Below are 26,999 nucleotides of genomic sequence, written 5' to 3'. Positions count from 1 at the left end.
CGGCCCCACGAGGTCAGCGCAGGAGCACGCCACCCCCTGCGTCCGTCTCCACCGGGGCCGCGACCAGGCCCAATTCGGCCGGGGTCGCCAGCAGCGGATGCGACGGCAGGATGCGCACCGTGTAGCCGAAGGGCCCCGTACGGTCGAGCGCGAGCGGGCCCTCGTACACCCAGCGGCCGTCCAGATCGGGTCCCGCGGCCGGCTTGAGCGGGAAGCTCCGCCCGTCCCGGATCACGTCCTGCGGGTCCACCCGGCCGGCGAAGGCCTGCACCTCCACGTCCTCGGGCGCGAGGGCGTCCAGCGCCACCTGCACGCGCAGGGTGAGGGTGGCGCCCAGCTCGGCGGTGCCGTTGACCGGAGCCTCGGCCAGCGTCTCCACGTGCTCCACCGAGATCCGCGGCCAGGCCGCCCGGACCCGCCCCTTCCACCAGGCGAGGTCACGCGCCGCCTCGGCGTCCAGGGCCCGGTGGGCGAGCGCGGCCGGCGTGTACAGACGTTCCACGTACTCCCGGACCATCCGTCCGGCGAGCACCTTCGGCCCCAGCGAGACCAGGGTGCGCCGGACCATCTCGATCCACCGCACCGGGAGCCCGGTGCGCCCGCCCCGGTCGTAGAACCGGGGCGCGACCCGGTTCTCGATCAACTCGTAGAGGGCGCTCGCCTCCAGGTGGTCGCGCCGGTCCTCGTCCGCGCCGAGCCCGTCGGCGGTCGGAATGGCCCAGCCGAAGTCCGGCTCGAACCACTCGTCCCACCAGCCGTCCAGCACGGAGAGGTTGAGGCAGCCGTTCAGCGCGGCCTTCATCCCGCTCGTGCCGCAGGCCTCCAGGGGTCGCAGCGGGTTGTTCAGCCAGACGTCGCAGCCCGGGTAGAGCTTCTGCGCCATGGCCATGCCGTAGTCGGGCAGGAACACGATCCGGTGCCGTACCCGCGGGTCGTCCGCGAACCGCACCAGTTCCTGCACGAGCCGCTTCCCGCCGTCGTCGGCCGGGTGCGCCTTGCCCGCGACGACGATCTGCACCGGCCGCTCCGGGTCCAGCAGCAGCCTGCGCAGCCGCTCCGGGTCGCGCAGCATCAGTGTCAGCCGCTTGTACGAGGGCACGCGCCGGGCGAAGCCGATGGTCAGCACGTCGGGATCGAGGACGGAGTCCACCCAGCCCAGTTCGGCCGCCGCGGCCCCGCGCTGGCGCCACGAGGCCCGCAGCCGGTCCCGTACCTCCTGCACCAGCTGCTCGCGCAGCACCCGGCGCAGGTCCCACACGTCCTGGTCCGGGATGTCGGCGACCGCGTCCCAGCGCGGGGAGCCGCCGACCGACAGCGCGTCCTCGGCGCGGCCCGCGCCGATCTGGCGGGCGCCGAGCCGGATCACCTCGGGGGCCACCCAGGTCGGGGCGTGCACCCCGTTGGTCACGGAGGTGATGGGGACGTCGGCCGGGTCGAAGCCGGGCCACAGGCCGGCGAACATCTCCCGGCTCACGGCGCCGTGCAGGGTGGACACCCCGTTGGCCCGCTGGGCCAGGCGCAGGCCCATCACGGCCATGTTGAACACCCCGGGGTCGCCTCCGTGGTAGGTCTCGGCGCCCAGTTCCAGGATCCGCTCGACGGGTACGCCGGCCAGTTCGCCGCCCTCCCCGAAGTGCCGGGCGACCAGGGCCCGCTCGAAGCGGTCGATCCCGGCCGGGACGGGGGTGTGCGTGGTGAACACGGTTCCGGCGCGCACCGCCTCGACGGCCGCTTCGAAGCCGAGGCCCTGCTCCCGCTCCAGTTCCCTTATGCGTTCGAGCCCGAGGAATCCGGCGTGGCCCTCGTTGGTGTGGAAGACCTCGGGATCGGGATGCCCGGTGATCCGGCAGTACGCGCGCACCGCGCGCACGCCGCCGATGCCCAGCAGCATCTCCTGGAGCAGCCGGTGGTCGCTGCCGCCGCCGTAGAGCCGGTCGGTCACCTCGCGGGCCGGGGCGTCGTTGTCCTCGACGTCGGAGTCCAGGAGCAACAGCGGCACCCGGCCGACGCGGGCCTGCCAGATGTGGGCGTGCAGGGTGCGTCCGCCGGGCAGGGTCAGCGAGACGCGGGCGGGGGTGCCGTCGTCCTGGCGGAGCAGGCCGAGCGGAAGTTCGTTGGGGTCGAGGACGGGATAGTGCTCCTGCTGCCAGCCGTCGCGGGAGAGCGACTGCCGGAAGTAGCCGTGGCGGTAGAGCAGGCCCACGCCGATGAGCGGGACGCCGAGGTCGCTGGCGGCCTTCAGGTGGTCCCCGGCGAGGATGCCGAGGCCGCCGGAGTATTGGGGCAGGGCGGCGGTGATCCCGAATTCTGGCGAGAAATAGGCGATGGCGGCTGGCAGTTCCGTGCCGTTTTCCTGGCTCTGGTACCACCTCCCGCCCTTCACGTAGTCATCGAGGTCGGCGGCGGCGACGGCGAGCCGCCGCAGGAACCGGCGGTCGGCGGCCAGTTCCGCGAGCCGGGCCGCCGGAACGGCACCGAGCAGCCGGACGGGATCGCCGCCGGCGGCCTGCCAGCCCTCGGGGTCGACGGATTGGAAGAGTTCACGGGTTTCGGCATGCCACGACCAGCGCAGATTGCGCGCGAGGTCGGTGAGCGGCAGCAGGGGTTCCGGGAGGACGGGGCGCACGGTGAATCGACGGATAGCCTTCACGTGTTCCACCTTCGCAGGGGATTACGGATAGGAGCGGCCGCACCACGCTGTGCACCCGCGCATCACCCCCGGAAGGCTAGCGACGCCCGCGGGTTCCGGCCATGGCGCCTGTGGCGCTCCACCGGGGCGGGTGCGACCGCTCGCGTCCGGGCGCCCGGCCGAAAACGGCCGGGGACCGCCCCCTCCCCGCTGCCGCCCGGGATCCGCCGCGGCAGCCGGTGCTCCGCACGACCCGTCGGCCCCCTGCGAGTGCGCCCCGGCACTGCGGGACGACGGCGGTCGCCCTTCGAACGCATGCTTCAGGATCCCGGGACCGCTGGTCACCCGCGCCTTCCGCTCTGACGGACCGTCGCCTCCCGGGGTGGCCCCGGCGGCTCGGCCGACGGGGTCCGCGGGGCCCGTGGGACGGGTGTTTCCCACCCCGGTCGCGCCCCGCCCCCCGCCCCGGCCGCGCACCCGCCCGATTCCGCTTCCGCCCGTACGTCACTTGGTCCCGGCCGACTTGACGGAGCCCGGCCGGATGTCGACCAGACCCTCGGCATCGCCCGTGCCACTACGTACGAGTAGTTAACCGAGCACCCGGGTTGGGTGGGGTGATAGTGGGAAGGGCTCCCCGGGTAGACGCGTACACGCACGGCGCACCCGCCCACAAACCCTCTCCCCGCCACCCGAGTGAACGCGGACAGGAGCGGCCATGCCCGCAGCCCAGCCGTCCACTGAGCGGCTAGAAACAGAGCGAACAGAGCGTGCACTACCAGCCGTGATTCCGGCTGGCCTGTTGTCACCGAGCCCTGCGAACTGCCCCCAGGTGATCCCATCATGATCGGTCGCATTCCCGTGCTGGACGTCCGCCCCGCCGTCGACTGCGGCGCCAGACCCGCAAAGGCGGTCGTGGACGAGGTCTTCGAGATCTCCGCCACCGTGTTCCGAGAGGGGCACGACGCCGTCGCCGCCCACCTCGTCCTGCGTGATCCGGGCGGGCGGCTGCGTGCCCCCGTGCCGCTGAGCGAACTCGCCCCCGGCACCGACCGGTGGGGAGCCAGGATTTCCGTCGAGATCGAGGGGAGGTGGACGTACACCGTCGAGGCGTGGAGCGATCCGGTGGCCACCTGGCGGGCCCATGCCGCGATCAAGATCCCCGCCGGGATCGACACCGGGCTGATGCTGCTGGAGGGCGCCGAGCTCTACGAGCGGGCCGGGGCCCGGATCCCCAAGCGCGACGGGCGAGAGGCCGTGCTGGCCGCAGCCGAGGCCATGCGCGACGAGGACCGGCCCGCGATCGAACGCCACGAGGCCGCCCTCGACCCCGCCGTGGACGCCGCGTTCGCCAGGCGCCCCTACCGGGAGCTGGTCACGGCCTCCAAGCCGCTGCCGCTGCTGGTGGAGCGCAAGCGGGCCCTCTTCGGCTCCTGGTACGAGATGTTCCCGCGCTCCGAGGGAGCAGTGCTGGAGCCCGACGAGGCTCCTGTCAGCGGGACCTTCCGGACCGCCGCCGAGCGGTTGCCGGCGATCGCCGCGATGGGCTTCGACGTGGTCTACCTGCCGCCCATCCACCCGATCGGGTCCACTTACCGCAAGGGTCCGAACAACACCCTTTCCGCCGGGAGTTGGGACCCGGGCGTGCCGTGGGCCATCGGCTCCACGGAGGGCGGGCACGACGCGGTCCACCCGGAGCTCGGCACCATCGAGGACTTCGACGCCTTCATCGGGCGCGCCCGCGAGCTGGGCATGGAGATCGCGCTGGACTTCGCCCTGCAGTGCTCCCCCGACCACCCCTGGGTGGAGAAGCACCCGGAGTGGTTCCGCCACCGCGCCGACGGGACGATCGCGTACGCGGAGAACCCGCCGAAGAAGTACCAGGACATCTACCCGATCCACTTCGACACCGACATGGCCGGGATCGTCGAGGAGACCTGCCGGATCCTGCGGCACTGGATGGACCACGGGGTCCGGATCTTCCGGGTCGACAATCCGCACACCAAGCCGGTCGTCTTCTGGCAGAAGGTGATCGCGGACATCAACAAGTCCGATCCGGACGTGATCTTCCTGGCGGAGGCCTTCACCCGGCCCGCGATGATGCGGGCGCTCGCCGCCATCGGCTTCCAGCAGTCGTACACGTATTTCACCTGGCGCAACACCAAGGCCGAGCTGACCGAATACGTGACCGAGCTGGCCGCCACCCCCTCAGCCTCCGTCATGCGGCCGAATTTCTTCGTGAACACCCCGGACATCCTGCACGAGTACCTCCAGCACGGCGGCCGTCCCGCCTTCGAGGTCCGGGCCGTCCTCGCCGCCACCCTCTCCCCCACCTGGGGTGTCTACGCCGGCTACGAGCTCTGCGAGAACACTCCGATGCGGGAGGGCAGCGAGGAGTACATGAACTCCGAGAAGTACGAGTTCCGGCCACGCGACTGGGCGGACGCCGACCGCACCGGCGCCACCATCGCCCCGCTGATCACCTCGCTGAACCGGCTGCGCCGCCGCAACCCGGCGCTCCAGCAGCTGCGCGACATCCACTTCCACTCGACCGACAACGAACAGGTGATCGCCTATTCGAAGCATGCCGGAGCCAATTCCGTACTGGTGGTCGTCAACCTCGATCCGCACCACACCCAGGAGGCGACGGTCTCGTTGGACATGCCGGTACTCGGCCTCGACTGGCACGGGTCCCTCGCGGTGCGCGACGAGCTCACCGGCGAGACCTATCACTGGGGCAGGGCGAACTACGTGCGCCTAGAGCCGGGCCGCACGCCCGCGCACGTACTGGCCGCTCTGCGACCGTCCCCGCCCACCGGAGGGTCACCCACCACATGATGATCAACGATCCCGTCCACGACACCTTCGAGGACACCCCCGCCAAGGACCGCGATCCCGACTGGTTCAAGCGGGCGGTCTTCTACGAGGTCCTCGTCCGCTCATTCCACGACAGCAACGGCGACGGCGTCGGGGACCTCAAGGGGCTCACCAGCAAGCTGGACTACCTCCAGTGGCTCGGTGTCGACTGCCTCTGGCTGCCGCCGTTCTTCGCCTCACCCCTGCGCGACGGGGGATACGACGTCGCCGACTACACCTCCGTGCTGCCCGAGTTCGGCGACCTCGCCGATTTCGTGGAGTTCGTGGACGCGGCGCACACCCGCGGCATGCGGGTGATCATCGACTTCGTCATGAACCACACCAGCGATCAGCACGAGTGGTTCCAGCAGTCGCGCAAGGACCCGGAGGGACCGTACGGCGACTACTACATGTGGGCCGACAACGACAAGCAGTACCAGGACGCCCGCATCATCTTCGTCGACACCGAGACCTCCAACTGGACGTACGACCCGGTACGCAAGCAGTACTACTGGCACCGATTCTTCTCCCACCAGCCGGACCTCAACTACGAGAACCCGGCCGTGGTGGAGGAGATCGTCTCGGCCCTGCGCTTCTGGCTCGACCTCGGCATCGACGGCTTCCGCCTCGACGCCGTGCCCTACCTGTACGCCGAGGAGGGCACCAACTGCGAGAACCTGCCCAGAACCCACCAGCTCCTCAAGCGGGTCCGGGCCGAGATCGACGCGCACTACCCGGACACCGTGCTGCTCGCCGAGGCCAACCAGTGGCCCGAGGACGTCGTCGACTACTTCGGGGACTACGCGAAGGGCGGGGACGAGTGCCACATGGCCTTCCACTTCCCCGTCATGCCGCGCATCTTCATGGCCGTACGAAGAGAGTCCCGCTACCCCGTCTCCGAAATCCTGGCCAAGACACCGGCGATCCCGGACCGCTGCCAGTGGGGAATCTTCCTGCGCAACCACGACGAGCTCACCCTCGAAATGGTCACGGACGAAGAGCGCGACTACATGTACGCCGAGTACGCCAAGGATCCGCGGATGCGGGCCAACATCGGCATCCGGCGCCGGCTCGCCCCGCTCCTGGACAACGACCGCAACCAGATCGAGCTGTTCACCGCCCTGCTGCTGTCCCTGCCCGGATCGCCGATCCTCTACTACGGCGACGAGATCGGCATGGGCGACAACATCTGGCTGGGTGACCGCGACGGTGTGCGCACGCCCATGCAGTGGACCCCGGACCGCAACGCCGGTTTCTCCTCGTGCGATCCGGGCAGGCTGAACCTGCCGGTCATCATGGACCCGGTCTACGGGTACCAGGTCACCAATGTCGAGGCGGCCATGGCGTCGCCCTCCTCACTGCTGCACTGGACCCGGCGGCTGATCGAGATCCGCAAGGCGAACACCGCTTTCGGGCTCGGCTCGTACACCGAACTGCCGTCGTCGAACCCGGCGGTGCTCGCGTTCCTCCGCGAGTACGGGGACGACCTGGTGCTGTGCGTGCACAACTTCTCCCGCTTCGCGCAGCCCACCGAGCTGGATCTGCGGTCGTTCAACGGGCGGGTCCCGCTGGAGCTCACGGGTGACGTGCGCTTCCCGCCGATCGGCGAGTGGCCGTACCTGCTGACCCTGGCCGGACACGGCTTCTACTGGTTCCGGCTGCGGCCCGAACAGCGCGGCGAGCAACGCGCCGAGTAGCGGGCCGAAGACGGGGCGGGCAGCTCGAATGGGTCAATCGCCCGCCCCTGTACGGACCATCCTGACCCGACACTCGCACATGCCGGAGAAGCAACTGCCGCGCATCCGGGACACTCTGCGCATTCTGTGACGGCCCGGGGAAAGGACGCGACGCCATGTCGGAGGCTGCATCCGCCCGGAGCCGGCTGACGGCCGACCGGGCCGCCGGGATCGCTCCGCTGGAGCCGATGCTGAGGGCCTGGCTGCCCGCACAGCGCTGGTTCGCGGGCAAGGGCCGCACCATCAGCAGGCTCAGGACCGTCTCGGCGGCCGAGCTGCTGCCACCGGGGTCCACCCCCGGACTGCTGCACCTGCTCCTCGACGTCGACGGGGACTGCTACCAACTGCTGCTGGGCATCCGCCCGTCCCTGCCGCCCGCCCTGGCACCCACACTGATCGGCCACGCCGAGGACGGTCCGTACGCGGGCCGGGCCGTGTACGAGGCGCTCGGCGACCCCCGGCTCGCGGCCATGCTGCTGGAGCGGCTGCGCTCCCCCGGCACCCTCGGGCCGCTGCGCTTCGACCGGGACCCGGCCACGCCGATCCCGGCGGGGCTCACGCCCCGGCCGATCTCCGGGGAGCAGACGAACTCGTCCCTGATCTACGGAGATTCGTTCATCCTGAAGGTCTTCCGCCGGGTCGGCCCCGGGATCAACCCGGACCTGGAACTGCCCAGAGCGCTGGCCGCCGCCGGCTGCGCCCGCGTCCCGGCGCCCGTCGCCTGGTACGAGGCCGTGCCGCCCGGCAGCGAACCGCTGACCCTGGGGGTGCTCCAGCCGTACCTGCGCGGCTCCGACGACGGCTGGCAGCTCGCACTGCGCCGACTCGGCGCCGGGGCGGACTTCACCGCGGAGGCGCACGCCCTGGGCCGGGCCACCGCCGAGGTGCACAGCGCGCTGGCCTCCGCACTGCCCACGGTCGCGCTCGGGCCGGAGCAGACCGCCCGGCTCGCCGCGGGCATGACGGCGCGGCTGGCCGCCACCGCCCGGGAGGTACCGGCGCTGCGGCCCTACGAGGCGGGGCTGCGGGGCGCCTTCGACGCGCTGGCCGCCTCCCGGGGCGCGGGCGTGCCCGCCCAGCGGATCCACGGGGACCTCCATCTGGGTCAGACCCTGCGCACCCTCGACGGCAGCTGGTCGTTGATCGACTTCGAGGGCGAGCCGGCCCGGCCGCTGGCCGACCGGCGCCGTCCCGAACCGGCGGTGCGCGACATCGCCGGGATACTGCGCTCCTTCGACTACGCCGCCCGCTCGCACCGGCCGTTCGCCCCCGCCTGGGCGGACGACTGCCGGGCCGCCTTCTGCGAGGGCTACGCCCGGACCACCGGCCGGGACCCCCGCGAGGACCCCGTACTGCTGCGCGCGTACGAGACCGACAAGGCGGTGTACGAGGCCCGCTACGAGTCCCGGCACCGCCCCGACTGGCTGCACGTCCCGATGGCCGCGATCCGGCGGCTCTCGGAGCCCGTACGGCCCGCCCACCGCGTGCCGCCGACCCCGCCCGCCCCCGGCTCCATCTCCCCGCACCCCCATCCGAAGCCCCCGAGGAGGCCGCTCGCGTGAGCGCCGCACGACAGCCGTCACCGACCGTCCGCGACGAAGCCGCACCCGCTCCGGCGGCGGTGAAGAAGGCCCGTACCCCCCGGGCCCGCCGCGCCGATCCTGCGCACGGCGTCCGGCCGGCGCCCGCACTCGGCGCCGACGAAAGGGCCCGGCTGCTGGAGGGCCGACACCACGATCCGCACGCGGTGCTGGGGGCCCGCACCCAGCGGGGCGGGGTGGCCTTCCGGGTGCTGCGCCCCTACGCCAAGGCGGTCACCGTCGTCGCGAAGGGGCTGCGGGCCGAGCTCGTCGACGAGGGCGACGGGCTGTTCTCGGGGCTGCTGCCGCTGACCGGCGTGCCGGAGTACCGGCTGCTGGTCGCGTACGACAGCGACGAGATCGAGGTCCACGACCCGTACCGGTTCCTGCCCGCCCTCGGCGAGCTGGACCTTCACCTGATCGGCGAGGGCCGCCACGAACAGCTGTGGAAGGCGCTCGGCGCCGAGCCGATGGAGCACCAGGGCGTGGCCGGGACCCGCTTCACGGTGTGGGCGCCGAACGCCCAGGGGGTCCGGGTCTCCGGGGACTTCTCGTACTGGGACTCCGCCGCCTACCCGATGCGCTCGCTCGGCTCGACGGGGGTGTGGGAGCTGTTCCTGCCCGGGGTGGGCGCCGGGACGCTCTACAAGTACGACATCACCCGCCCGGACGGCAGTCACACCCTGCGCGCCGACCCGATGGCGCGGTCCGCGGAGGTCCCCCCGGCGAACGCCTCGGTGGTCACCTCCTCCCGGTACGAGTGGCAGGACGCGGCGTGGATGGCCGAGCGCGGCGCCCGTCCCCCGCACCAGGCCCCCTTCTCGGTGTACGAGGTGCACCTGGCGTCCTGGCGGCCGGGGCTGTCCTACCGGCAGCTCGCCGAACAGCTCCCCGCGTACGTCAAGGAGCTGGGCTTCACGCACGTGGAGCTGATGCCGGTCGCCGAGCACCCCTTCGGCGGCTCGTGGGGGTACCAGGTCACCGGCTTCTACGCGCCGACCTCACGGATGGGCACCCCGGACGACTTCCGCTTCCTCGTGGACGCGCTGCACCGGGCCGGGATCGGGGTGATCGTCGACTGGGTTCCCGCGCACTTCCCGCGCGACGACTGGGCCCTCGCGGAGTTCGACGGGCGGCCGCTCTACGAGCACCACGACCCGCGCCGGGCGGCGCACCCGGACTGGGGGACGCTGGAGTTCGACTACGGCCGCAAGGAGGTCCGCAACTTCCTCGTCGCCAATGCCGTGTACTGGTGCGAGGAGTTCCACGTGGACGGCCTGCGGGTGGACGCGGTGGCCTCGATGCTCTATCTCGACTACTCGCGCAGTGAGGGCGAGTGGGCGCCCAACGAGCACGGCGGGCGGGAGAACCTGGACGCGGTCGGCTTCCTCCAGGAGATGAACGCGACGGTGTACCGGCGCTGCCCGGGGGTCGTGACGATCGCGGAGGAGTCCACGGCCTGGACGGGCGTGACCCGGCCCACGGACTCCGGCGGGCTCGGCTTCGGACTGAAGTGGAACATGGGGTGGATGCACGACACCCTGCGCTACATGTCGAAGGAGCCGGTGCACCGCAAGTACCACCACAACGACATGACCTTCGGGATGATCTACGCCTTCAGCGAGAACTACGTGCTGCCCATCTCGCACGACGAGGTGGTGCACGGCAAGGGTTCGCTGGTGTCGCGGATGCCCGGGGCGGACTGGTGGCAGCGGCGGGCCTCGCACCGCGCGTACCTGGGCTTCATGTGGGCCCACCCGGGCAAGCAACTGCTCTTCATGGGGCAGGAGTTCGCGCAGGGATCGGAGTGGTCGGAGGCGCACGGGCCGGACTGGTGGCTGCTGGACTCCTCCTACTCGGCGGCGGGCGACCACCGCGGCGTACGGGACCTGGTGCGCGACCTGAACCGTACGTACGCGGCGGCGCCCGCGCTCTGGGAGCGGGACACCGTGCCGGAGGGCTTCGCCTGGGTGGAGGCGGACGCCGCGGAGGACAACGTCTTCGCGTTCCTGCGGTACGCGCAGGACGGCTCGCAGTTGCTGGCGGTGTCGAACTTCTCGCCCGTGGTCCGGCACGGATACCGGATCGGGGTGCCGGAGGAGGTGCCGCTGTGGCGGGAGGTGCTCAACACCGACCTGGAGGTCTACGGCGGCAGCGGCGTCCACCACACGCAGCCGCTGCGGCCGGAGCCGGTCCCGGCGCAGGGCCGCCCGGCGAGCCTGCGCATGACCCTCCCACCGCTTGCGACGGTCTGGTTCCGGCCGGAGGGCTGAGGGGCCGGGGCTCAGGCCGTGGCCAGGTGCTCCTCCAGTTCCTGGAGCAGCCTGCGCTTGGCCCGGGCCCCGACCATCTGCCGGACGGGCTCGCCGTCACGGAAGACGAGCAGGGTCGGCATGGACAGCACCCCGTACCGGGTGACGGCCCCGGGGTTGCTGTCCGCGTCGATCTGCACGACCTTGAGCCGGTCGGCCTCCTCGGCGGCGATCGAGGAGAGTACGGGGGCGAGCTGGCGGCAGGGGCCGCACCAGTCCGCCGTGAACTCGACGAGGACGGGCCGCCCCCGCTCCCCGAGCACCTCGGCCTCGAAATCCGCGTCGGTCACCTGTGCCACACCGTGGGCCTTCATGTCCCCGTCCCTCTCGTCCGTCCGGTCATCCGGTCATCTCGCACTTCGGCACGGCCGCTTCGCCGGCCGCCCGTTCCGCATCGGCCAACTGCCGCCCGAGCTGATCGCGCACGTCGGCCAGCTGGCCGATCAGGCCGTCCAGCTCGGCGAGCTTGCGCCGGTAGACGGCGAGCGAGGCGGGGCAGGAGTCCCCGGCCGGGTGGCCGGCCCGCAGGCAGTCCACGAAGGGCCGGGTCTCCTCCAGCTCGAAGCCGAAGTCCTGGAGCACGCGGATCTGGCTCAGCAGCCGCAGGTCGTCCTCGTCGTAGGTCCGGTAGCCGTTGTCGGCCCGTCGTGCGGGGAGCAGCCCGCGCGACTCGTAGTACCTCAGCGTCCGGGTGCTCGTCCCGGCCCGCTCCGCCAGTTCGCCGATGCGCATGGCAGGACCGTATTCCTTGACGCCGACGTCAAGGCAAGGGGCCCTCGCCACCCCCGTGGGCGAGGGCCCCCGAAGGAATCACGCACTGGGTGGATGGTCGGTTCACATGGTGCGGAGGATGTGAAGGGTCTTGCATCGACGGGCGATGGCTGGAACCGTACCCACCGAAAGGATCTAGCGGCGTCACCGATTACCGGACAGTCGCACGGAAACCCGACGAAAGCCCTTAACTTCATAGGACGTTCCTACGAGGTATGGGCTTGTTTGTTTGGTCTGTAGGCGCCACAGCCTGGCCACTTCTACGGTGTGCGGTGTGCACTCCAGCCCACCTTTCAATGCCCCCGCCGCGCGTCGCCTGCGCGCGGCCCTGGGCATGGCTCCCGGTCATGTCGCCTACGGCCTGCGCGCCCAGTACGGACTCGTCGTCGCGCCCGAGATGGTGATGGCCTGGGAGCGTGGCGAGATATCACCTTCCTCCGCCGAAGTCACGGCGCTCGCGGGCGTCCTGTGGTGTTCCCCCGGCGAACTCCTCGCCGAGCCGGTCACCCTGCGGGAGCACCGGGTCGCCCGGGGCCTCGCGGCGGACGACCTGGCCCGGCGCATCGGTCTGGAGACCGGCTCGTACCAGAAGATGGAGGACACCGGCCGCTGGAAGGGAAACGAGCGGCAGTCCGCCGCCCTCGCCTCGGTGCTGGGCCTGACACTGGCCCAGTTCGTGACCGCGACCGGCAAGCACGAGGAACTGGCCGAGCTGCTGCGCAGCGCGGTCACCACGCGCTGGCAGGCGTACGTGAAACCACTGGGCAAGCTGCTGCCGATCCCCAAGCACCACTTGGAGCGGGTACTGGATCAGCTGCACGGGGACTACCAGTCGCGCATGGTGGCGACCCTCAGCTGGGGCGGCGGCCAGGGCGAGGCCGGCAGCGGCGACGCCGGCCGGGAGTTCCTCGCCGAGATCGTGGACCGCTTCTGGTACCTCGCGGGCGGTGCGGGCTAGGCACTCCGATTCCGATCGGGGCCCGGCAGGCGGGTGCCGCAGCGGGTGCAGAAGCGGGCGTCGCGGTCGGAGGCCAGGCGTCCGCACGCGTCGCAGACGAGGTGCAGCAGGCAGGCGCCCTCGCCGGTGTCCGGACCGGGCCCGGCGAGGGCGGTCGCAGGCGGGCGCCTGCGGTGTGCGGTGGTGTAGGCCAGCCCCTCGGCGCCGGCCCGGAGGGCGCGCGCAGTGCCGGCGGGCAGCCAGGCCGCGCAGCCGGGGGTGAGCGCCACGGTGCGGTCCGGGGTCCGGATCTCGCCCGAGCCTCCGACCACGAGGACCAGCACGCCCGGGGCGGTCCCGGTGTGCTCCTCGACGACGGCTCCCGCGCTCAGCCGGACCAGCTGCGCGTCCAGCTCACGGCCGGGATCGCCCAGTGTCCACGCGACGGCGACCGGTGCGGAGCCGCTCGGTTCGACGGGCGGTGGGGCGAGGAAAACGGGCGTGCCCGGAACAGGGGTGTCCATGGCGCCTCCACGACCGATCGGCTCAGGGCCGGGAGCGTACCCCCCGATCGCGGCGGGAACCGTTCGGCCGCGCCATCGGGGCCGAAGGTCCCGCCCGCGGGGCTAGAAGACCGACTCGGCCTCGTACATGCGCTCCTCGGGGACCGTCTTCAGCGCTGTGACCGCCTCGGCGAGCGGGGCCATCACGATGTCGGTGCCGCGCAGGGCGGTCATGTTGCCGAATTCGCCGCGGTGGACTGCCTCCACGGCGTGCCAGCCGAAGCGGGTCGCGAGCACCCGGTCGTAGGCGGTGGGAGTGCCACCGCGCTGGACGTGGCCGAGGATCACGGGGCGGGCCTCCTTGCCGAGGCGGTGCTCCAGCTCGATCGCGAGGCGGTTGCCGATGCCGGCGAAGCGCTCGTGACCGTACTGGTCGATCGCGCCCTTCTCGTAGGGCATGGAGCCCTCGGCCGGGTGGGCCCCCTCGGCGACGCAGATCACGGCGAACTTCTTGCCGCGGGCGAATCGTTCCTCGACCATCTTCACCAGGGCGTCCACCTCGAAGCGGCGCTCCGGCAGGCAGATTCCGTGCGCGCCGCCGGCCATGCCGGACTCCAGGGCGATCCAGCCGGCGTGCCGGCCCATGACCTCGACGACCATCACGCGCTGGTGCGATTCGGCGGTGGTCTTGAGGCGGTCGATCGCCTCGGTGGCGACCATGACGGCGGTGTCGAAGCCGAAGGTGCGGTCGGTGGAGGAGATGTCGTTGTCGATGGTCTTCGGTACGCCGACGACCGGCATCCCGGCGTCCGAGAGCATCCGGGAGGCGGTCAGGGTGCCCTCGCCGCCGATCGGGATGAGGGCGTCGATGCCGTAGCGCTCCGCCAGCTCCTGCGCGTTCTCGGCGGCTTCGTGGAGACGGGCGCGCTCCATGCGTGCCGAACCGAGGATCGTTCCGCCGCGGGCGAGGATGCCGCTGACGGCATTGATGTCGAGGGGGCGGAAGTTGCCGTCGAGGAGGCCCTTGAAGCCGTCCTCGAAACCGATGACCTCGTCCCCGTGCCCGACCACGGCACGGTGTACGACCGACCGGATGACAGCGTTGAGGCCCGGACAGTCGCCGCCTGCGGTGAGAACTCCGATACGCATCGTGCTGTGTCTCCTGCCGTACATATGAAGGGCGTAATGGTGAAGCCTGTCCGATTGTTCCACGGGCCCGGGGTGCCGCGCGTTTTCGGCTGGTCCGCCCGGAAGGCCTTTCGGCCCTCTCGGCCAGGCATTTTCCCGGGGGGCGCCCTATCCATTGACAGAGGTATTGTCAAGGGGTCAAGCCCGACCAAAAAGACATCCACAGCATGGGACGGAGTGCCGGCGTGACGCGCAGCGTGTACGTGACCGGGATCGAGCGCGGGGACGGCCGGCAGGTCGTCGAGCTGGGGATCATGGAGCTGCTGACCCGGCAGACGGGCCGGGTCGGCGTCTACCGTCCGCTCCTGCACGACTCACCGGACCGGCTCTTCGACCTCCTCAAGGCCCGTTACCGGATCGAGCAGGACGCCTCGACGGCCTACGGGATGTCGTACCGGGAGGCCTCGGCGATCCAGGCCGAGAAGGGCACCGACGAACTGGTCTCCCAGCTGGTCGACCGCTACCACCGGGTGGCCCGCGACTACGAGGTCATGCTCGTCCTCGGCACCGACTACGCGGACACCAACCTCCCCGACGAGCTGGCGCTCAACGCCCGCCTCGCGAACGAACTGGGCGCGGTCGTCGTGCCCGTCGTGGGCGGCACCAGGCACCAGGCCGAGGCCGTCCGCGCCGAGGCCCGCAACGCCTACCGCGCCTACGAGACCCTGGGCTGCCACGTCGTCGCCATGGTCGTGAACCGGGTGGCCGCGGAGGACCGCGACGTCATAGCCGAGCGACTGGCCGCCCGGCTCCCCGTGCCCTGCTACGTGCTGCCGGACGACAAGTCGCTCTCCGCCCCGACCGTCGCCCAGATCACCCGGGACCTCGGCGGTGAGGTGCTCCTCGGCGACGAGGCCGGGCTGGCCCGGGACGCCCTGGACTTCGTCTTCGGCGGTGCGATGCTGCCGAACTTCCTGAACGCCCTGACCCCCGGCTGCCTGGTCGTGACCCCGGGAGACCGCTCCGACCTGGTGATCGGCGCGCTGGCCGCGCACGCGTCGGGCACCCCGCCGATCGCCGGCGTGCTGCTCACCCTGAACGAGCGCCCGGGCCGGGACATCCTGACGCTGGCCTCGAAGCTGGCGCCGGGCACGCCCGTGGTGTCGGTGGCCGGGAACAGCTTCCCGACCGCCGCCGAACTCTTCTCGCTGCAGAGCCGCTTGAACTCGGCGACCCCCCGCAAGCTGGAGACCGCGCTCGGCCTGTTCGAGCGGCACGTGGACACCGGTGAGCTGCGCGGTCTGCTGTCGGTGGCCCGCTCGGAGCGGGTCACCCCGATGATGTTCGAGCACGAGCTGCTGGAGCGGGCCCGCTCGGAGCGCCGCCGCGTCGTGCTGCCCGAGGGCACCGAGGAGCGGGTGCTGCGCGCCGCGGACGTGGTGCTGCGCCGGGGGGTCTGCGACCTGACCCTGCTGGGCGAGGAGCAGGCGATCCTGAAGAAGGCCGGCGACCTCGGCGTCGACATCTCGGGCGCACAGCTCATCGACCCGGCGACCTCCCCGATGCGGGAGGGTTTCGCCGAGTACTACGCCCAGGTCCGCGCCCACAAGGGGATGACGGTGGAGCTGGCCCACGACGTGGTCACCGATGTCAACTACTTCGGCACCCTGATGGTCCAGCGCGGCCTGGCGGACGGCATGGTCTCCGGTTCGGTGCACTCCACCGCGGCGACCATCCGCCCGGCCTTCGAGATCATCAAGACTAAGCCGGAGGCGTCCATCGTCTCCTCGGTCTTCTTCATGTGCCTGGCCGACCGGGTCCTCGTCTACGGCGACTGCGCGGTCAACCCGGACCCCAACGCCGAGCAGCTCGCCGACATCGCCGTCCAGTCGGCCGCCACCGCGGCCGCCTTCGGCGTCGAGCCGCGGATCGCGATGCTCTCCTACTCGACCGGGACCTCCGGCAGCGGCGCGGACGTCGACAAGGTCCGCAAGGCCACCGAGCTGATCCGCGAGCAGCGCCCCGACCTGGCGGTCGAGGGGCCGATCCAGTACGACGCGGCAGTGGAGCCCTCGGTCGCCGCGACCAAGCTGCCCGGGTCCGCGGTGGCCGGCCGCGCGACGGTGCTGGTCTTCCCCGACCTCAACACGGGCAACAACACGTACAAGGCCGTGCAGCGTTCGGCGGGCGCCGTCGCGGTCGGCCCGGTGCTCCAGGGTCTGCGCAAGCCGGTCAACGACCTCTCGCGCGGCGCGCTCGTCCAGGACATCGTCACCACCGTGGCCATCACCGCGATCCAGGCGCAGGGCGCGCCGGCGCCCACCGCCTGATCCCTCCCCTCATCACCCGCGACAAGGAAAGACCTCCACCGTGACCGCATCGCGCGTACTCGTCCTGAACTCCGGCTCCTCGTCGGTCAAGTACCAGCTCCTCGACATGGCCGACCGGTCCCGGCTGGCGTCGGGCCTGGTGGAGCGCATCGGCGAGGAGACCTCCCGGCTGGTGCACGAGCCGCTCACCGGCCCCGGCGCCGAGGGCGGCAGGCGGGAGCAGGTCGGCCCGATCGCGGACCACGGGGCGGCGCTGAAGGCCGTGGCCGCGGAGCTCGCCGCCGACGGGATGGGCCTGGACTCCCCCGAACTGGCCGCGGTGGGACACCGGGTGGTGCACGGCGGGACGCGATTCACCCGGCCGACCGTGATCGACGACGAGGTGCTGGCGGAGATCCGGAACCTGATCCCGCTGGCTCCGCTGCACAACCCGGCGAACGTCACGGGCATCGAGGTGGCGCGTGCCCTGCGCGCGGACATCCCGCAGGTCGCCGTCTTCGACACGGCCTTCCACTCGACGATGCCGGAGTACGTGGCGCGGTACGCGATCGACGCCGCGACCGCCGACGCGTACTCCATCCGGCGGTACGGCTTCCACGGCACCTCCCACGCGTACGTCTCCCGGGCGACGGCCGAGCTGCTGGGCCGGCCGGTGGAGGACGTGAACGTGATCGTGCTGCACCTGGGCAACGGCGCCTCGGCGTCGGCCGTGCGGGGCGGGGTGTGCGTGGAGACGTCCATGGGCCTGACCCCGCTGGAGGGGCTGGTCATGGGGACCCGTTCGGGCGATGTCGATCCGGCGGTCGTCTTCCATCTGGCGCGGGTGGGCGGCTTCTCGATGGATGAGATCGATTCGCTCCTGAACAAGAAGAGCGGTCTGCTGGGCATGTGCGGCGACAACGACATGCGCGAGGTGCTCCGGCGGGCGGGCGAGGGCGACGAGGCGGCGAGCCTCGCCTTCGCCGCGTACGTCCACCGTCTGAAGAAGTACATCGGGGCCTACTCGGCGGTGCTCGGGCGGGTGGACGCGGTGACCTTCACGGCCGGGGTCGGCGAGAACGCCCACCAGGTCCGCGTGGCCGCGCTGGACGGCCTGGCCGAGCTGGGCCTGGCGCTGGACCCGGAGGCCAATGCCGTGCGCTCCGGCGAGCCGCGGCTGGTCTCGGCGGAGAACGCCCGGGTGGCGGTGGCGGTGGTCCCGACGGATGAGGAACTGGAGATCGCCACCCAGGCGTACGCGCTGGTTACCGGTTAGTCACTTGGACTTTCCACCAGACGGAATATTCCGCTACGAAACAAACCGATAGGATCCAGTCATGCGCCGTTCCAAAATTGTCTGCACGCTGGGCCCCGCCGTCGACTCGTATGAGCAGCTGAAAGCGCTCATCGAGGCAGGTATGAATGTGGCCCGATTCAACTTCAGCCACGGGTCCCAGGCAGAACACCAGGAGCGGTACGACCGCGTCCGGCAGGTCTCCGAAGACACCGGGCGCGCCGTCGGCGTCCTCGCCGACCTCCAGGGCCCGAAGATCCGTCTGGAGACCTTCGCCGAAGGTCCCGTCGAGCTGGTGCGCGGTGACGAGTTCACCATCACCACCGAGGACGTCCCGGGCGACAAGTCCATCTGCGGCACCACCTACAAGGGCCTCCCGGGCGACGTCACCAAGGGCGACCAGGTCCTGATCAACGACGGGAACGTCGAGCTCCGCGTGACGGCGGTCGAGGGCCCGCGGGTCAGGACCATCGTCATCGAGGGCGGTGTCATCTCGGACCACAAGGGCATCAACCTGCCGGGTGCCGCCGTGAACGTCCCCGCCCTGTCGGAGAAGGACGTCGACGACCTCCGGTTCGCCCTGCGGATGGGCTGCGACATGGTCGCCCTGTCCTTCGTCCGCGACGCCAACGACGTCAAGGACGTCCACAAGGTGATGGACGAGGAGGGCCGCCGGGTCCCCGTCATCGCCAAGGTCGAGAAGCCGCAGGCCGTCGAGAACATGGCGGCCGTGGTCGACGCCTTCGACGCGGTCATGGTGGCCCGCGGTGACCTGGCCGTCGAGTACCCGCTCGAAAAGGTCCCGATGGTCCAGAAGCGGCTCATCGAGATGTGCCGCCGCAACGCCAAGCCGGTGATCGTCGCGACCCAGATGATGGAGTCGATGATCACCAACTCCCGCCCGACGCGCGCGGAGGCGTCCGACGTCGCCAACGCGATCCTCGACGGTGCGGACGCGGTCATGCTGTCGGCCGAATCCTCGGTCGGCGCCTACCCGATCGAGACCGTCAAGACGATGTCGAAGATCGTCACGGCGGCCGAGGAGGAGCTCCTCTCCAAGGGCCTCCAGCCGCTGGTCCCGGGCAAGAAGCCCCGCACCCAGGGCGGCTCCGTCGCCCGCGCGGCGTGCGAGATCGCGGACTTCCTCGACGGCGAGGCGCTCATCGCCTTCACCCAGTCCGGGGACACCGCCCGCCGCCTGTCGCGCTACCGCGTCACCCAGCCGATCCTGGCGTTCACCACCGACGTCAACACCCGCAACCAGCTCACGCTGAGCTGGGGCGTCGAGTCCTACATCGTCCCGCACGTGGACACCACCGACGCGATGGTCGACCTGGTGGACGGCGAGCTGCTCAAGCTGAACCGCTACAACCAGGGCGACACCATGGTCATCACCGCCGGCTCGCCCCCCGGTGTCCCGGGCACCACCAACATGGTCCGGGTGCACCACCTGGGCGGCGACACCGCCTGACGCACCACCTCTGCCGCACAGAGCCCGAGGGCGGCACCCCGCAGTGATGCGGGGTGCCGCCCTCGGCGTTTTCGCGTGCGCCCGGTACGGGACTACTCCGGCGGGCCGATGTAGTTCTTCAGGCCCGGGACCGTCAGGGTGCCGCCGAACTGGCCGGCCTGGACCACCTTGACGTCCGTGAAGAAGGCGAACGGGACGTTCAGGGGCGGCGGGCTGTTCGGGGTGAACTCGATCGGGATCAGACCGAACAGGTTCCCCTTGAGGCTCTCGGTGTACATCGTCACCGTGCCGCCGCGGATCTTGGACGTGGAGCCCGGACGGGACTTGAGGTGGGCGACGTTCCCGCCCTTGCCGACCGTCTGGTACAGGTCCTTGATGTCGAGCGAGTCCGCCGTGAACTTCAGGACCTTCTTGACCTTGCCGCTGCCCGTCTTCACCTCGACGATGCCGTGGTAGTCCAGGCCGTAGAGGGTCAGCAGGGAGCTGTCGAGGTACCAGGGCTCGTCCGGCAGGAGCGGGACGCCCTGCTCCAGCTCGGCGTCGGCCAGCGCCTTGGCGTCGTAGGTCGGGCACGGGAAGGGCTGCTTCCCGTCCGGGTCCTTCGTCTCCTCGTCCTTGGCCTTGTCCTCGTCCTTGTCCTCGTCCTCGGCCTTGTCCTCGCCCGTCTCGTCCTTCGGGTCCTTCTCGGTCTTCTTGACCTCGTCGGACAGGTCCTTGACCTCGACGCCGGCCTTCTTCGCCGCATCGCGGATCGCGTCCGCGGCCGGGTCGGGAGTCGGGGTCGCCGTGGGGGTCGTGGACGGCGTGGGAGTCGGGGTCGCCGTCTCCTTCGCGTCCTTGAGGGGCCTGCCGAGTTCGTCGACGAGATCCTTGAGCGCATCGCCGACGCCCAGCGGGTCCAGCGGGTTCGTGGACTTGGGCTGGTCCGGCGAGGGTGTGGGGGCCGGGGCCGTCCCGTTCGTCACCGGGGGCTTGGTCGCCGACGGGGAGGTGCTGGGCTTCGCCTTGTCCTTCGCGGACGCCGACGCGGAGGGTGAGGGCGTCGCGCTGGGCGACGTACTCGGCGACGGCGTCTTCGAGGGCGTGGGGGACGGGGACTTCGACTCGGTCTCCGCGGGTTCGTCGGACCGCGTCACACACGGGCCGGGCGCGAAGGGGATCTCCTTGTCGTCGGCCACGGCCAGCTTCGGCGCCATGCCCATCCCGACGAACACGGCCGTCGGCATCGCCGCGAGCGCCATCGTCTTGCCGACGGGTATCTGGATCTTGTTCAGCAGCGATTTCCTGGGCGCCGCGTGGCGCGGCCCCTTCACTGCACGGGACTCTGCGCCTGGGGCCACGCCCCGCTGCGTCTCGTCACCCCGCACTGTTCCTCCCGCCATCGGCGTGGGCAGTCGTCTCGCTCGCGTGTGCCGTTTCCGTCCCACGGGGACCAGGAATGCCCTGGGTTCCCTGGACGCCCATGTCCGCCGTCGCCTCCGCCTTGGTCAGACCGACCACGCCCGGCTGCTGGTCCACCACCGGCCGCTCGCCCTCCTCCGCCGGCTGCCCCGGCGCCCAGGCCAGGGCGAGTGCGCCGCCGACCATGGAGAGGGTGAAGCCGATGAAGAAGCCACCGAGGTTGGAGACCGGGATCGAGACCAGGGCGAGCAGGATCGCGGCCACGCCGGCGAAGACGCGGATGGTTTCCTGGAACCAGAGGGCCAGGCCCAGCGTGATCAGCAGTACACCGATGATCAGTGCACCGGCACCGCCGGTGGTGGCCATCGCAAGACTGACGTTGCCCAGCCGGAGGTCCGCGTAGGGGAAGTATGCGATCGGGAAGCCACCGAGGAGCGTGAACAACCCGGCCCAGAAGGGACGGCGGCCGCTCCATGCATGGAAGTGGTAGTACACCACGGTGGGCCAGGCGTCGTCTTCTGCGCGAACGTAAACCGGGGCCTGGGGGTTCATGGACAACAGCTCCCTGGAAACGGTGGTACGGAGAAATCTGTGGAGCCCGGACGGGCGGGGACGACGGCTGCCGCCACCCGCCCGGCCGGTCGGACACGGGGACCGATCAGTCCTTGATGTCCTGGTAGCAGGGCTGGTCGCCACCGAGGAGGCGCAGCTTCAGGTTGGGCAGCTTGAAGGTGCCCGCCGTGGTCGCCCACGCCTTCTGCTTCACGTTCGTCAGGACGGCCCGGTCGGCGCGCTGCGAGAACGCGTACGGGCTGGCGACCGTGCCGGCCTGCGGCTTGGTCTTGTGGCTCGGGTCGCCGACCGCGACACCGATGTCCAGGTTGGTGAACTCGGCGTCGGTGTCGAGCTCGGCCACATCCAGGTAGATGTTGCTGGCCTCGGCCGGGGTGCCCTTGTGACCGGTCTTCAGCTGGAGCGTGATGTTGCCCAGCGGAGTCGGGGTGACCAGGGACTGGCACATGTTGGTGATCTTGGCGTTGCTGAACCCGGAGATGGTGACCGGGTGGTGCTGGGCGTTGCCCTTGAGGTCGTGCCCCTCGGCGATACCGCCGTACTGAATGAGGTTTTCACCGTCGAGCTTGTCGGCCGAGACCTTGAAGTCCTGGCCGGAGACGCTGAACGACGCCGCGAGGGCGCCCTGCGCCAGACCCACACCGACCGCGGCCGTGGCCGCGATGCTCGGCACCATGACGAGCGCGAAGCGCTTCCATCTGGTCCCGCCACGAACCTGAGAACTCATTTCGTTCCTCCTTCTCGGACGTACATCTCCGGTCCGGGCCGTGCCCGTCCTGGGATGGGAGAAGTGCTACGTCCTCGGGAAGGAGCGCAGGCGGCCGGGCCGCGGCTGTGCCACGTCCGATACACCGGCGATCACCCCCGAGCGACAACCACTGGGCCACGCGTTCGCGCAACCTGGAGGACAGGCCCCGCCGGTGTGGCAGAGACCCCCCTGTCCCACGGCCGGTGCCACTGCCACAGGCCGGCTCGGTGGGGACCCTCCACCGCGGCTCCGAGTGAGCGGCTCTGCGGGAAGGACCGAGCGTCGCCGATCGTGGTCCATTCCAGGCCGGGGCACAAGGGGGTTCGTTACTGGCGGGTAACGGCCAGATAACCTGAGTACGACCCGCCGCCGTCGGGCAGCAACACAGGGTGTCACCCAGGGCCACGACAGAACGGTCGATTGACGAACACACCGGACAGTTCACGGGGTTCGATTTACTGCGAGTAACAGCGGCCGCGATTACCAAGTTTTAGTAAAGCGCGGCCGCTGTTTATCTACGTGTCAACAAATCGCCGGTGGCCCGGCGGTGTACGGCAGACCCCCCGCGGCAGGCTCCGAGCGGCCTCGGAGCCCGTCCGGAGCCGGCCTAGAAAAGCACCCGCGCGAGCGCCGTACGCGCCGCCGACACCCGCGGATCATCCGCGCCGATGACCTCGAACAGCTCCAGCAGCCGCAGCCGCACCGCATCCCGGTCCTCACCGAACGTGACCCGGACGGTGTCCACCAGGCGCCCGAAGGCGTCCTCCACGTGACCGCCGACCAGGTCGAGGTCGGCCGCGGCGATCTGCGCCGCCGGGTCCCGCGGGTTCTCGGCGGCCGCGGTGCGCACCGCCTGCGGGTTCATGTGCTGGACGCGGGCGAGGAGCTCGGCCTGGGCCAGGCCCAGCTTGGCCTCGGTGTTGCCCGGGTCGTCCGCCAGTACGTTCTTGTAGGCCTGGACCGCGCCGCCCAGGTCGCCGGCGTCCAGCGCGACGACGGCCGCCTCCAGCAGCGCGTCGTACGGGCCGGCCGGGATGTCGTCGGCGGCCGGGGCGGCCGGGGCGGCGCCCTCCGCGTTCGGGTCCACCTCGATGCCGATGATCCCGAAGCGCTCCTCGGCGACCTGGACCAGCTGGGCGAGGGTCTCGCGGATCTGCTGTTCGGGGGCCACGCCCTGGAACAGCGGCAGCACCTGACCGGCGACCACGGCGAAGACGGCCGGGATGCCCTGGATCTGGAACTGCTGCATGAGCATCTGGTTGGCGTCGACGTCGACCTTGGCGAGCACGAGGCGACCGTTCGCCTCGGTGATCAGACGTTCCAGCAACGGGCTGAGCTGCTTGCAGGGCTGGCACCACTCGGCCCAGAAGTCCAGGACGACCGGAACCTCTGCGGAGAGCTGGAGCACATCGCTTTCGAAGCCGGCCTCGTCTACATCGATGACGAGCGCGGACGGCGGCACCGCACCGGCGGACGGACCCGCCCCGCCGGCCTGACCGGCCTGGCGTGCCGCTTCGGCGCGGGCCTGCTCGGCCTTGGCCTTGGCCTCGCCGGCCGCCTTCACCGCGGCGAGGTCGACGACGCCGCTCATGGACATGTTTCTGGGCTGCATGCGTACATCCTCCCCCGTGTGTGCGCACCGACGAAAAAGATCGCGTGAATTGGCCGTGCCGCCGTACCGTCGCGATCGTGATGACCGGTCGGCGCCGGGTCCCCACCTGGCGCCCGTAGCTCTTCGCGTGGTTGTCGCTCTTACGCTACGAGCCGTAGCGTAACTCCCCCGGCAGCCGCGCGCTCCCCTTCCCGCCCCGTGATCTGAACCACAGCGGCCGCTTCGGCTACCGGCGGGTATGGTCTCGGCCATGCGCAACCCCAGCCCCGGCCGCACCGGTCGTCCCCGCAGTGCCGCCGCGGACGCCGCGATCCTCGCCGCGACCCGGGACGCGCTGGTCGAGCTGGGCTGGTCGAAGCTGACGATGGGGGACGTGTCCGCCCGTGCGGGGGTCGCCAAGACCACCCTCTACCGGCGCTGGGCGGGCAAGAACGAGCTGGTCGTGGACGCGGTGGCGGAGCTCTTCGACGCCCTGGAACTCCCGGACCGCGGTTCCCTGGAAGCGGACATCGAGTACGTGGTCCTGCAGTTCGCGGAGCTGCTGCGGCGCCCGGAGGCCCGTACCGCCCTGATGGCGGTCGTCGCCGAGTCCACCCGGGACGAGGCCCTGCGCGACCGGATCCGGTCGGCGATCGTGGACCGGCAGAAACGTCTCGTCGTACTGGGTCGCGAGCGGGCCCAGGAGCGTGGGGAACTCCCGTACGAGGAGGACGAGTCCCTCGCGGGCCGCACCACGGACCTGATCTTCGACGTGATCGCGGGCACGGTGGTGCACCGCGCCCTGGTGAGCTCCGAGCCGGTGGACGAGCTCTGGGTGGCCACCTTCACGGCGCTGCTGATGCACGGCCTCCGGGGCCCGGCCGCCGCGCTCTGACGCAGCCCCGGTCCGGGGGCCGGGACGCGGAAGGCCGGTCATCGCGCCGCCCGCACGGGCGCCATGACCGGCCGTCGTACTCCGCGGGGTCAGAAGCCGGGCGGCTCCGTGTAGGTGCCCCACTCGTCGCGCAGGACGTTGCAGATCTCGCCCATCGTGGCCTCGGCCCGCACCGCGTCCAGCATGGCCGGAATCATGTTCGACCCGTCGCGCGCGGCGTCCAGCATCGCCTTCAGCGCCGCGTCGACCGCGGCGTCGTCGCGCCGGGCCTTGCGGGCCGCGAGCTCCCGTACCTGGACGGTCTCGACCTCGTGGCTGACCCGGAGGATCTCCAGGTCGCCGGTGACCGACCCGTGGTGCACGTTGACGCCGACGACGCGCTTGTCGCCCTTCTCCAGGGACCGCTGGTACTGGAAGGCCGACTCGGCGATCTCCCCGGTGAACCAGCCGTCCTCGATGCCGCGCAGGATGCCCGAGGTGATCGGCCCGATGGGGTGCTGCCCGTCCGGGTGGGCGCGCAGACCGCGCTCCTTGATCTGGTCGAAGATCTTCTCGGCCTCGGCCTCGATGCGGTCGGTGAGCTGCTCCACGAACCAGGAACCGCCCAGCGGGTCCGCCACGTTGGCGACGCCGGTCTCCTCCATCAGCACCTGCTGGGTGCGCAGGGCGATCTCGGCCGCCTGCTCGCTCGGCAGGGCGAGGGTCTCGTCCAGGGCGTTGGTGTGCAGGGAGTTCGTGCCGCCGAGGACGGCCGCGAGGGCCTCCACGGCGGTGCGCACGACGTTGTTGTACGGCTGCTGCGCGGTCAGCGAGACACCGGCGGTCTGGGTGTGGAAGCGCAGCCACATGGACTTGTCGCTCTTCGCCCCGTAGACCTCCTTCATCCAGCGGGCCCAGATCCGGCGCGCGGCGCGGAACTTGGCGATCTCCTCGAAGAAGTCGAGGTGCGCGTCGAAGAAGAAGGAGAGTCCGGGCGCGAAGGCGTCGACGTCCATCCCGCGCGAGAGGCCCAGCTCCACGTAGCCGAAGCCGTCGGCGAGGGTGTACGCGAGCTCCTGCGCGGCCGTGGCTCCGGCCTCGCGGATGTGGTAGCCGGAGACGGACAGCGGCTTGTAGGCCGGGATGCCCTTCGTGCAGTACTCCATGAGGTCGCCGATGAGGCGCAGGTGCGGCTCGGGTTCGAAGAGCCACTCCTTCTGGGCGATGTACTCCTTGAAGATGTCGGTCTGGAGCGTGCCGTTGAGGACGGCGGGGTCAACGCCCTGCCGCTCGGCGGCGACCAGGTACATGCAGAAGGCGGGCACGGCGGGGCCCGAGATCGTCATCGAGGTCGTGACGTCGCCGAGCGGGATGTCCTTGAAGAGGACCTCCATGTCGGCGGCGGAGTCGATGGCGACCCCGCAGTGCCCCACTTCTCCGAGCGCGCGGGGGTCGTCGGAGTCGCGCCCCATGAGGGTCGGCATGTCGAAGGCCACGGAGAGCCCGCCGCCGCCGGCGGCCAGGATCATCTTGTAGCGCTCGTTGGTCTGCTCGGCGTTCCCGAAGCCGGCGAACTGCCGGATGGTCCAGGTCCGGCCGCGGTACCCGGTGGCGTGGAGCCCGCGGGTGTACGGGTACTCGCCGGGCCACCCGATGCGCTCGAATCCCTCGTACGCGTCGCCGGGCCGGGGCCCGTAGACCGGCTCGACCTCGTCGCCGGAGAGCGTGGTGAAGTCTGCCTCGCGCTTGCGGGCCTTGTCATAACGGGCCTGCCAGCGAAGGCGGCCCTCCTCGATGGCGTCAGCGTCCATACCCATGAATTTACTAGGACGTCCTAGTAAATGTCGATAGCAAACCCCCGGGCACTCGTCCCGGGGGCGGGCGGCGCTCGCCTCGTGCGCGGCGCCGATCAGGCCTTGGCGGTCGCGAGCGAGTCGTTGACCAGCGGCTCGACCTCGGCGCGGACCTTGCGCTCGACGAAGAAGGCAGCCACCGGAATCGTTCCGCTGAGCATGACCCAGAGCATCTTACCGAAGGGCCACCTGGCCTTGGAGCTCAGATCGAAGGCGAAGACCAGGTAGATCATGAAGAGCACACCGTGGGCCTGCGAGACCACGAAGGTCAGGTCGGCTCCGGTGTCGAAGCCGTACTTCGCCACCATGCAGGCACAGAGGATCAGGAGCATGACCGCGGTCACGTAGGCCATGGCGCGGTAGCGGGTCAGCACGCTTCGTTTCATGCCGACGAGCCTAGCCGTCCGCTTTGCTCGATCTTGACGCGCCCCCGGGG

The 26,999-nt window shown here is 70.8% G+C and carries 20 protein-coding genes; 9 read left to right on the top strand and 11 right to left on the bottom strand.

The genetic code is table 11. From position 1 onward, the window contains the following. Positions 1–13: 13 nt before the first annotated feature. Complete coding sequence (gene glgP, locus IE257_RS29670) at positions 14–2,650, bottom strand: alpha-glucan family phosphorylase (RefSeq protein WP_189972955.1); 2,637 nt, start codon at positions 2,648–2,650, stop codon at positions 14–16. Positions 2,651–3,469: 819 nt separating this feature from the next. Between glgP and IE257_RS29665 the strand changes: the two genes are divergently transcribed. From IE257_RS29665 to glgB, 4 genes are all read left to right on the top strand, one after another. Next, positions 3,470–5,464 carry an alpha-1,4-glucan--maltose-1-phosphate maltosyltransferase gene (locus IE257_RS29665; protein ID WP_189972954.1) on the top strand — a complete coding sequence of 665 codons (1,995 nt, stop codon included), beginning with the start codon at positions 3,470–3,472 and terminating at the stop codon, positions 5,462–5,464. After that, positions 5,461–7,179 carry a maltose alpha-D-glucosyltransferase gene (gene treS, locus IE257_RS29660; protein ID WP_189972953.1) on the top strand — a complete coding sequence of 573 codons (1,719 nt, stop codon included), beginning with the start codon at positions 5,461–5,463 and terminating at the stop codon, positions 7,177–7,179. The genes IE257_RS29665 and treS overlap by 4 nt, the downstream gene beginning before the upstream one ends. Before the next feature lie 155 nt (positions 7,180–7,334). Next, positions 7,335–8,780: a maltokinase N-terminal cap-like domain-containing protein gene (locus IE257_RS29655; protein ID WP_189972952.1), complete on the top strand. Its 1,446-nt coding sequence runs from the start codon at positions 7,335–7,337 to the stop codon at positions 8,778–8,780. Next, complete coding sequence (gene glgB, locus IE257_RS29650; protein ID WP_189972951.1) at positions 8,777–11,071, top strand: 1,4-alpha-glucan branching enzyme; 2,295 nt, start codon at positions 8,777–8,779, stop codon at positions 11,069–11,071. Before IE257_RS29655 ends, glgB begins: the two co-directional genes overlap by 4 nt. Before the next feature lie 11 nt (positions 11,072–11,082). Here glgB and IE257_RS29645 read toward each other — a convergent pair whose 3' ends face one another. Then, positions 11,083–11,424, bottom strand: coding sequence for a thioredoxin family protein (locus IE257_RS29645; protein WP_245385133.1), 342 nt, complete (start codon positions 11,422–11,424; stop codon positions 11,083–11,085). 25 nt (positions 11,425–11,449) lie between these two features. Further along, positions 11,450–11,842, bottom strand: coding sequence for a MerR family transcriptional regulator (locus tag IE257_RS29640; protein WP_189972950.1), 393 nt, complete (start codon positions 11,840–11,842; stop codon positions 11,450–11,452). A 373-nt stretch (positions 11,843–12,215) separates the two neighbouring features. Here IE257_RS29640 and IE257_RS29635 point away from each other — a divergent pair, with 373 nt between their 5' ends. Further along, a complete protein-coding gene (locus tag IE257_RS29635; protein ID WP_245385157.1) occupies positions 12,216–12,839 on the top strand; it encodes a helix-turn-helix domain-containing protein in 624 nt (207 codons plus the stop codon). On the opposite strand, the gene IE257_RS29630 is transcribed toward IE257_RS29635, so the two are convergent. Together IE257_RS29630 and IE257_RS29625 are read right to left on the bottom strand one after the other, a co-directional pair. Beyond that, positions 12,836–13,342 (bottom strand): cupin domain-containing protein, encoded by a 507-nt coding sequence (locus tag IE257_RS29630; protein WP_189972948.1) that lies wholly within the window; start codon positions 13,340–13,342, stop codon positions 12,836–12,838. The genes IE257_RS29635 and IE257_RS29630 overlap by 4 nt on opposite strands. Positions 13,343–13,444: 102 nt before the next feature. After that, positions 13,445–14,470, bottom strand: a complete 1,026-nt coding sequence (locus tag IE257_RS29625) for an ATP-dependent 6-phosphofructokinase (RefSeq protein ID WP_189972947.1) — start codon at positions 14,468–14,470, stop codon at positions 13,445–13,447. 224 nt (positions 14,471–14,694) lie between these two features. On the opposite strand from IE257_RS29625, the gene pta reads away from it, so the two are divergent. The 3 genes from pta to pyk all read left to right on the top strand — a co-directional run bounded on the left by pta (position 14,695) and on the right by pyk (position 19,523). After that, the gene (pta, locus tag IE257_RS29620; protein ID WP_189972946.1) at positions 14,695–16,779 is read left to right on the top strand and encodes a phosphate acetyltransferase; all 2,085 of its coding nucleotides are present in this window, start codon (positions 14,695–14,697) and stop codon (positions 16,777–16,779) included. 40 nt (positions 16,780–16,819) lie between these two features. After that, positions 16,820–18,034, top strand: a complete 1,215-nt coding sequence (locus tag IE257_RS29615) for an acetate kinase (RefSeq protein ID WP_189972945.1) — start codon at positions 16,820–16,822, stop codon at positions 18,032–18,034. Positions 18,035–18,095: 61 nt separating this feature from the next. Further along, the gene (pyk, locus tag IE257_RS29610; protein WP_189972944.1) at positions 18,096–19,523 is read left to right on the top strand and encodes a pyruvate kinase; all 1,428 of its coding nucleotides are present in this window, start codon (positions 18,096–18,098) and stop codon (positions 19,521–19,523) included. Positions 19,524–19,615: 92 nt separating this feature from the next. Here the strand turns inward: pyk and IE257_RS29605 are convergent, their stop codons facing one another. The 4 genes from IE257_RS29605 to IE257_RS29590 all read right to left on the bottom strand — a co-directional run bounded on the left by IE257_RS29605 (position 19,616) and on the right by IE257_RS29590 (position 23,857). Then, positions 19,616–20,890 carry a hypothetical protein gene (locus IE257_RS29605; protein WP_189972943.1) on the bottom strand — a complete coding sequence of 425 codons (1,275 nt, stop codon included), beginning with the start codon at positions 20,888–20,890 and terminating at the stop codon, positions 19,616–19,618. After that, on the bottom strand, positions 20,880–21,476 hold the full coding sequence (locus IE257_RS29600) for a DUF6114 domain-containing protein (RefSeq protein WP_189972942.1): 597 nt from the start codon (positions 21,474–21,476) through the stop codon (positions 20,880–20,882). Before IE257_RS29600 ends, IE257_RS29605 begins: the two co-directional genes overlap by 11 nt. A 106-nt stretch (positions 21,477–21,582) precedes the next feature. After that, complete coding sequence (locus tag IE257_RS29595; protein ID WP_189972941.1) at positions 21,583–22,224, bottom strand: DUF6230 family protein; 642 nt, start codon at positions 22,222–22,224, stop codon at positions 21,583–21,585. A gap of 628 nt (positions 22,225–22,852) precedes the next feature. Beyond that, positions 22,853–23,857, bottom strand: a complete 1,005-nt coding sequence (locus IE257_RS29590) for a tetratricopeptide repeat protein (protein ID WP_189972940.1) — start codon at positions 23,855–23,857, stop codon at positions 22,853–22,855. Positions 23,858–24,107: 250 nt separating this feature from the next. Here IE257_RS29590 and IE257_RS29585 point away from each other — a divergent pair, with 250 nt between their 5' ends. Then, the gene (locus tag IE257_RS29585) at positions 24,108–24,731 is read left to right on the top strand and encodes a TetR/AcrR family transcriptional regulator (RefSeq protein ID WP_189972939.1); all 624 of its coding nucleotides are present in this window, start codon (positions 24,108–24,110) and stop codon (positions 24,729–24,731) included. Positions 24,732–24,820: 89 nt separating this feature from the next. Here the strand turns inward: IE257_RS29585 and icmA are convergent, their stop codons facing one another. After that, complete coding sequence (icmA, locus tag IE257_RS29580) at positions 24,821–26,521, bottom strand: coenzyme B12-dependent isobutyryl-CoA mutase large subunit (RefSeq protein ID WP_189972938.1); 1,701 nt, start codon at positions 26,519–26,521, stop codon at positions 24,821–24,823. Positions 26,522–26,619: 98 nt separating this feature from the next. Continuing rightward, positions 26,620–26,949 (bottom strand): DUF3817 domain-containing protein, encoded by a 330-nt coding sequence (locus tag IE257_RS29575; protein ID WP_030720789.1) that lies wholly within the window; start codon positions 26,947–26,949, stop codon positions 26,620–26,622. Between the last annotated feature and the right edge of the window lie 50 nt (positions 26,950–26,999).

Origin of the sequence: Streptomyces avidinii (assembly GCF_014650695.1) — a bacterium.
Classification (GTDB): domain Bacteria; phylum Actinomycetota; class Actinomycetes; order Streptomycetales; family Streptomycetaceae; genus Streptomyces; species Streptomyces avidinii.
Note: the sequence above shows the minus strand (reverse complement) of the source record. Positions and strands in the feature narration are given on the sequence as shown.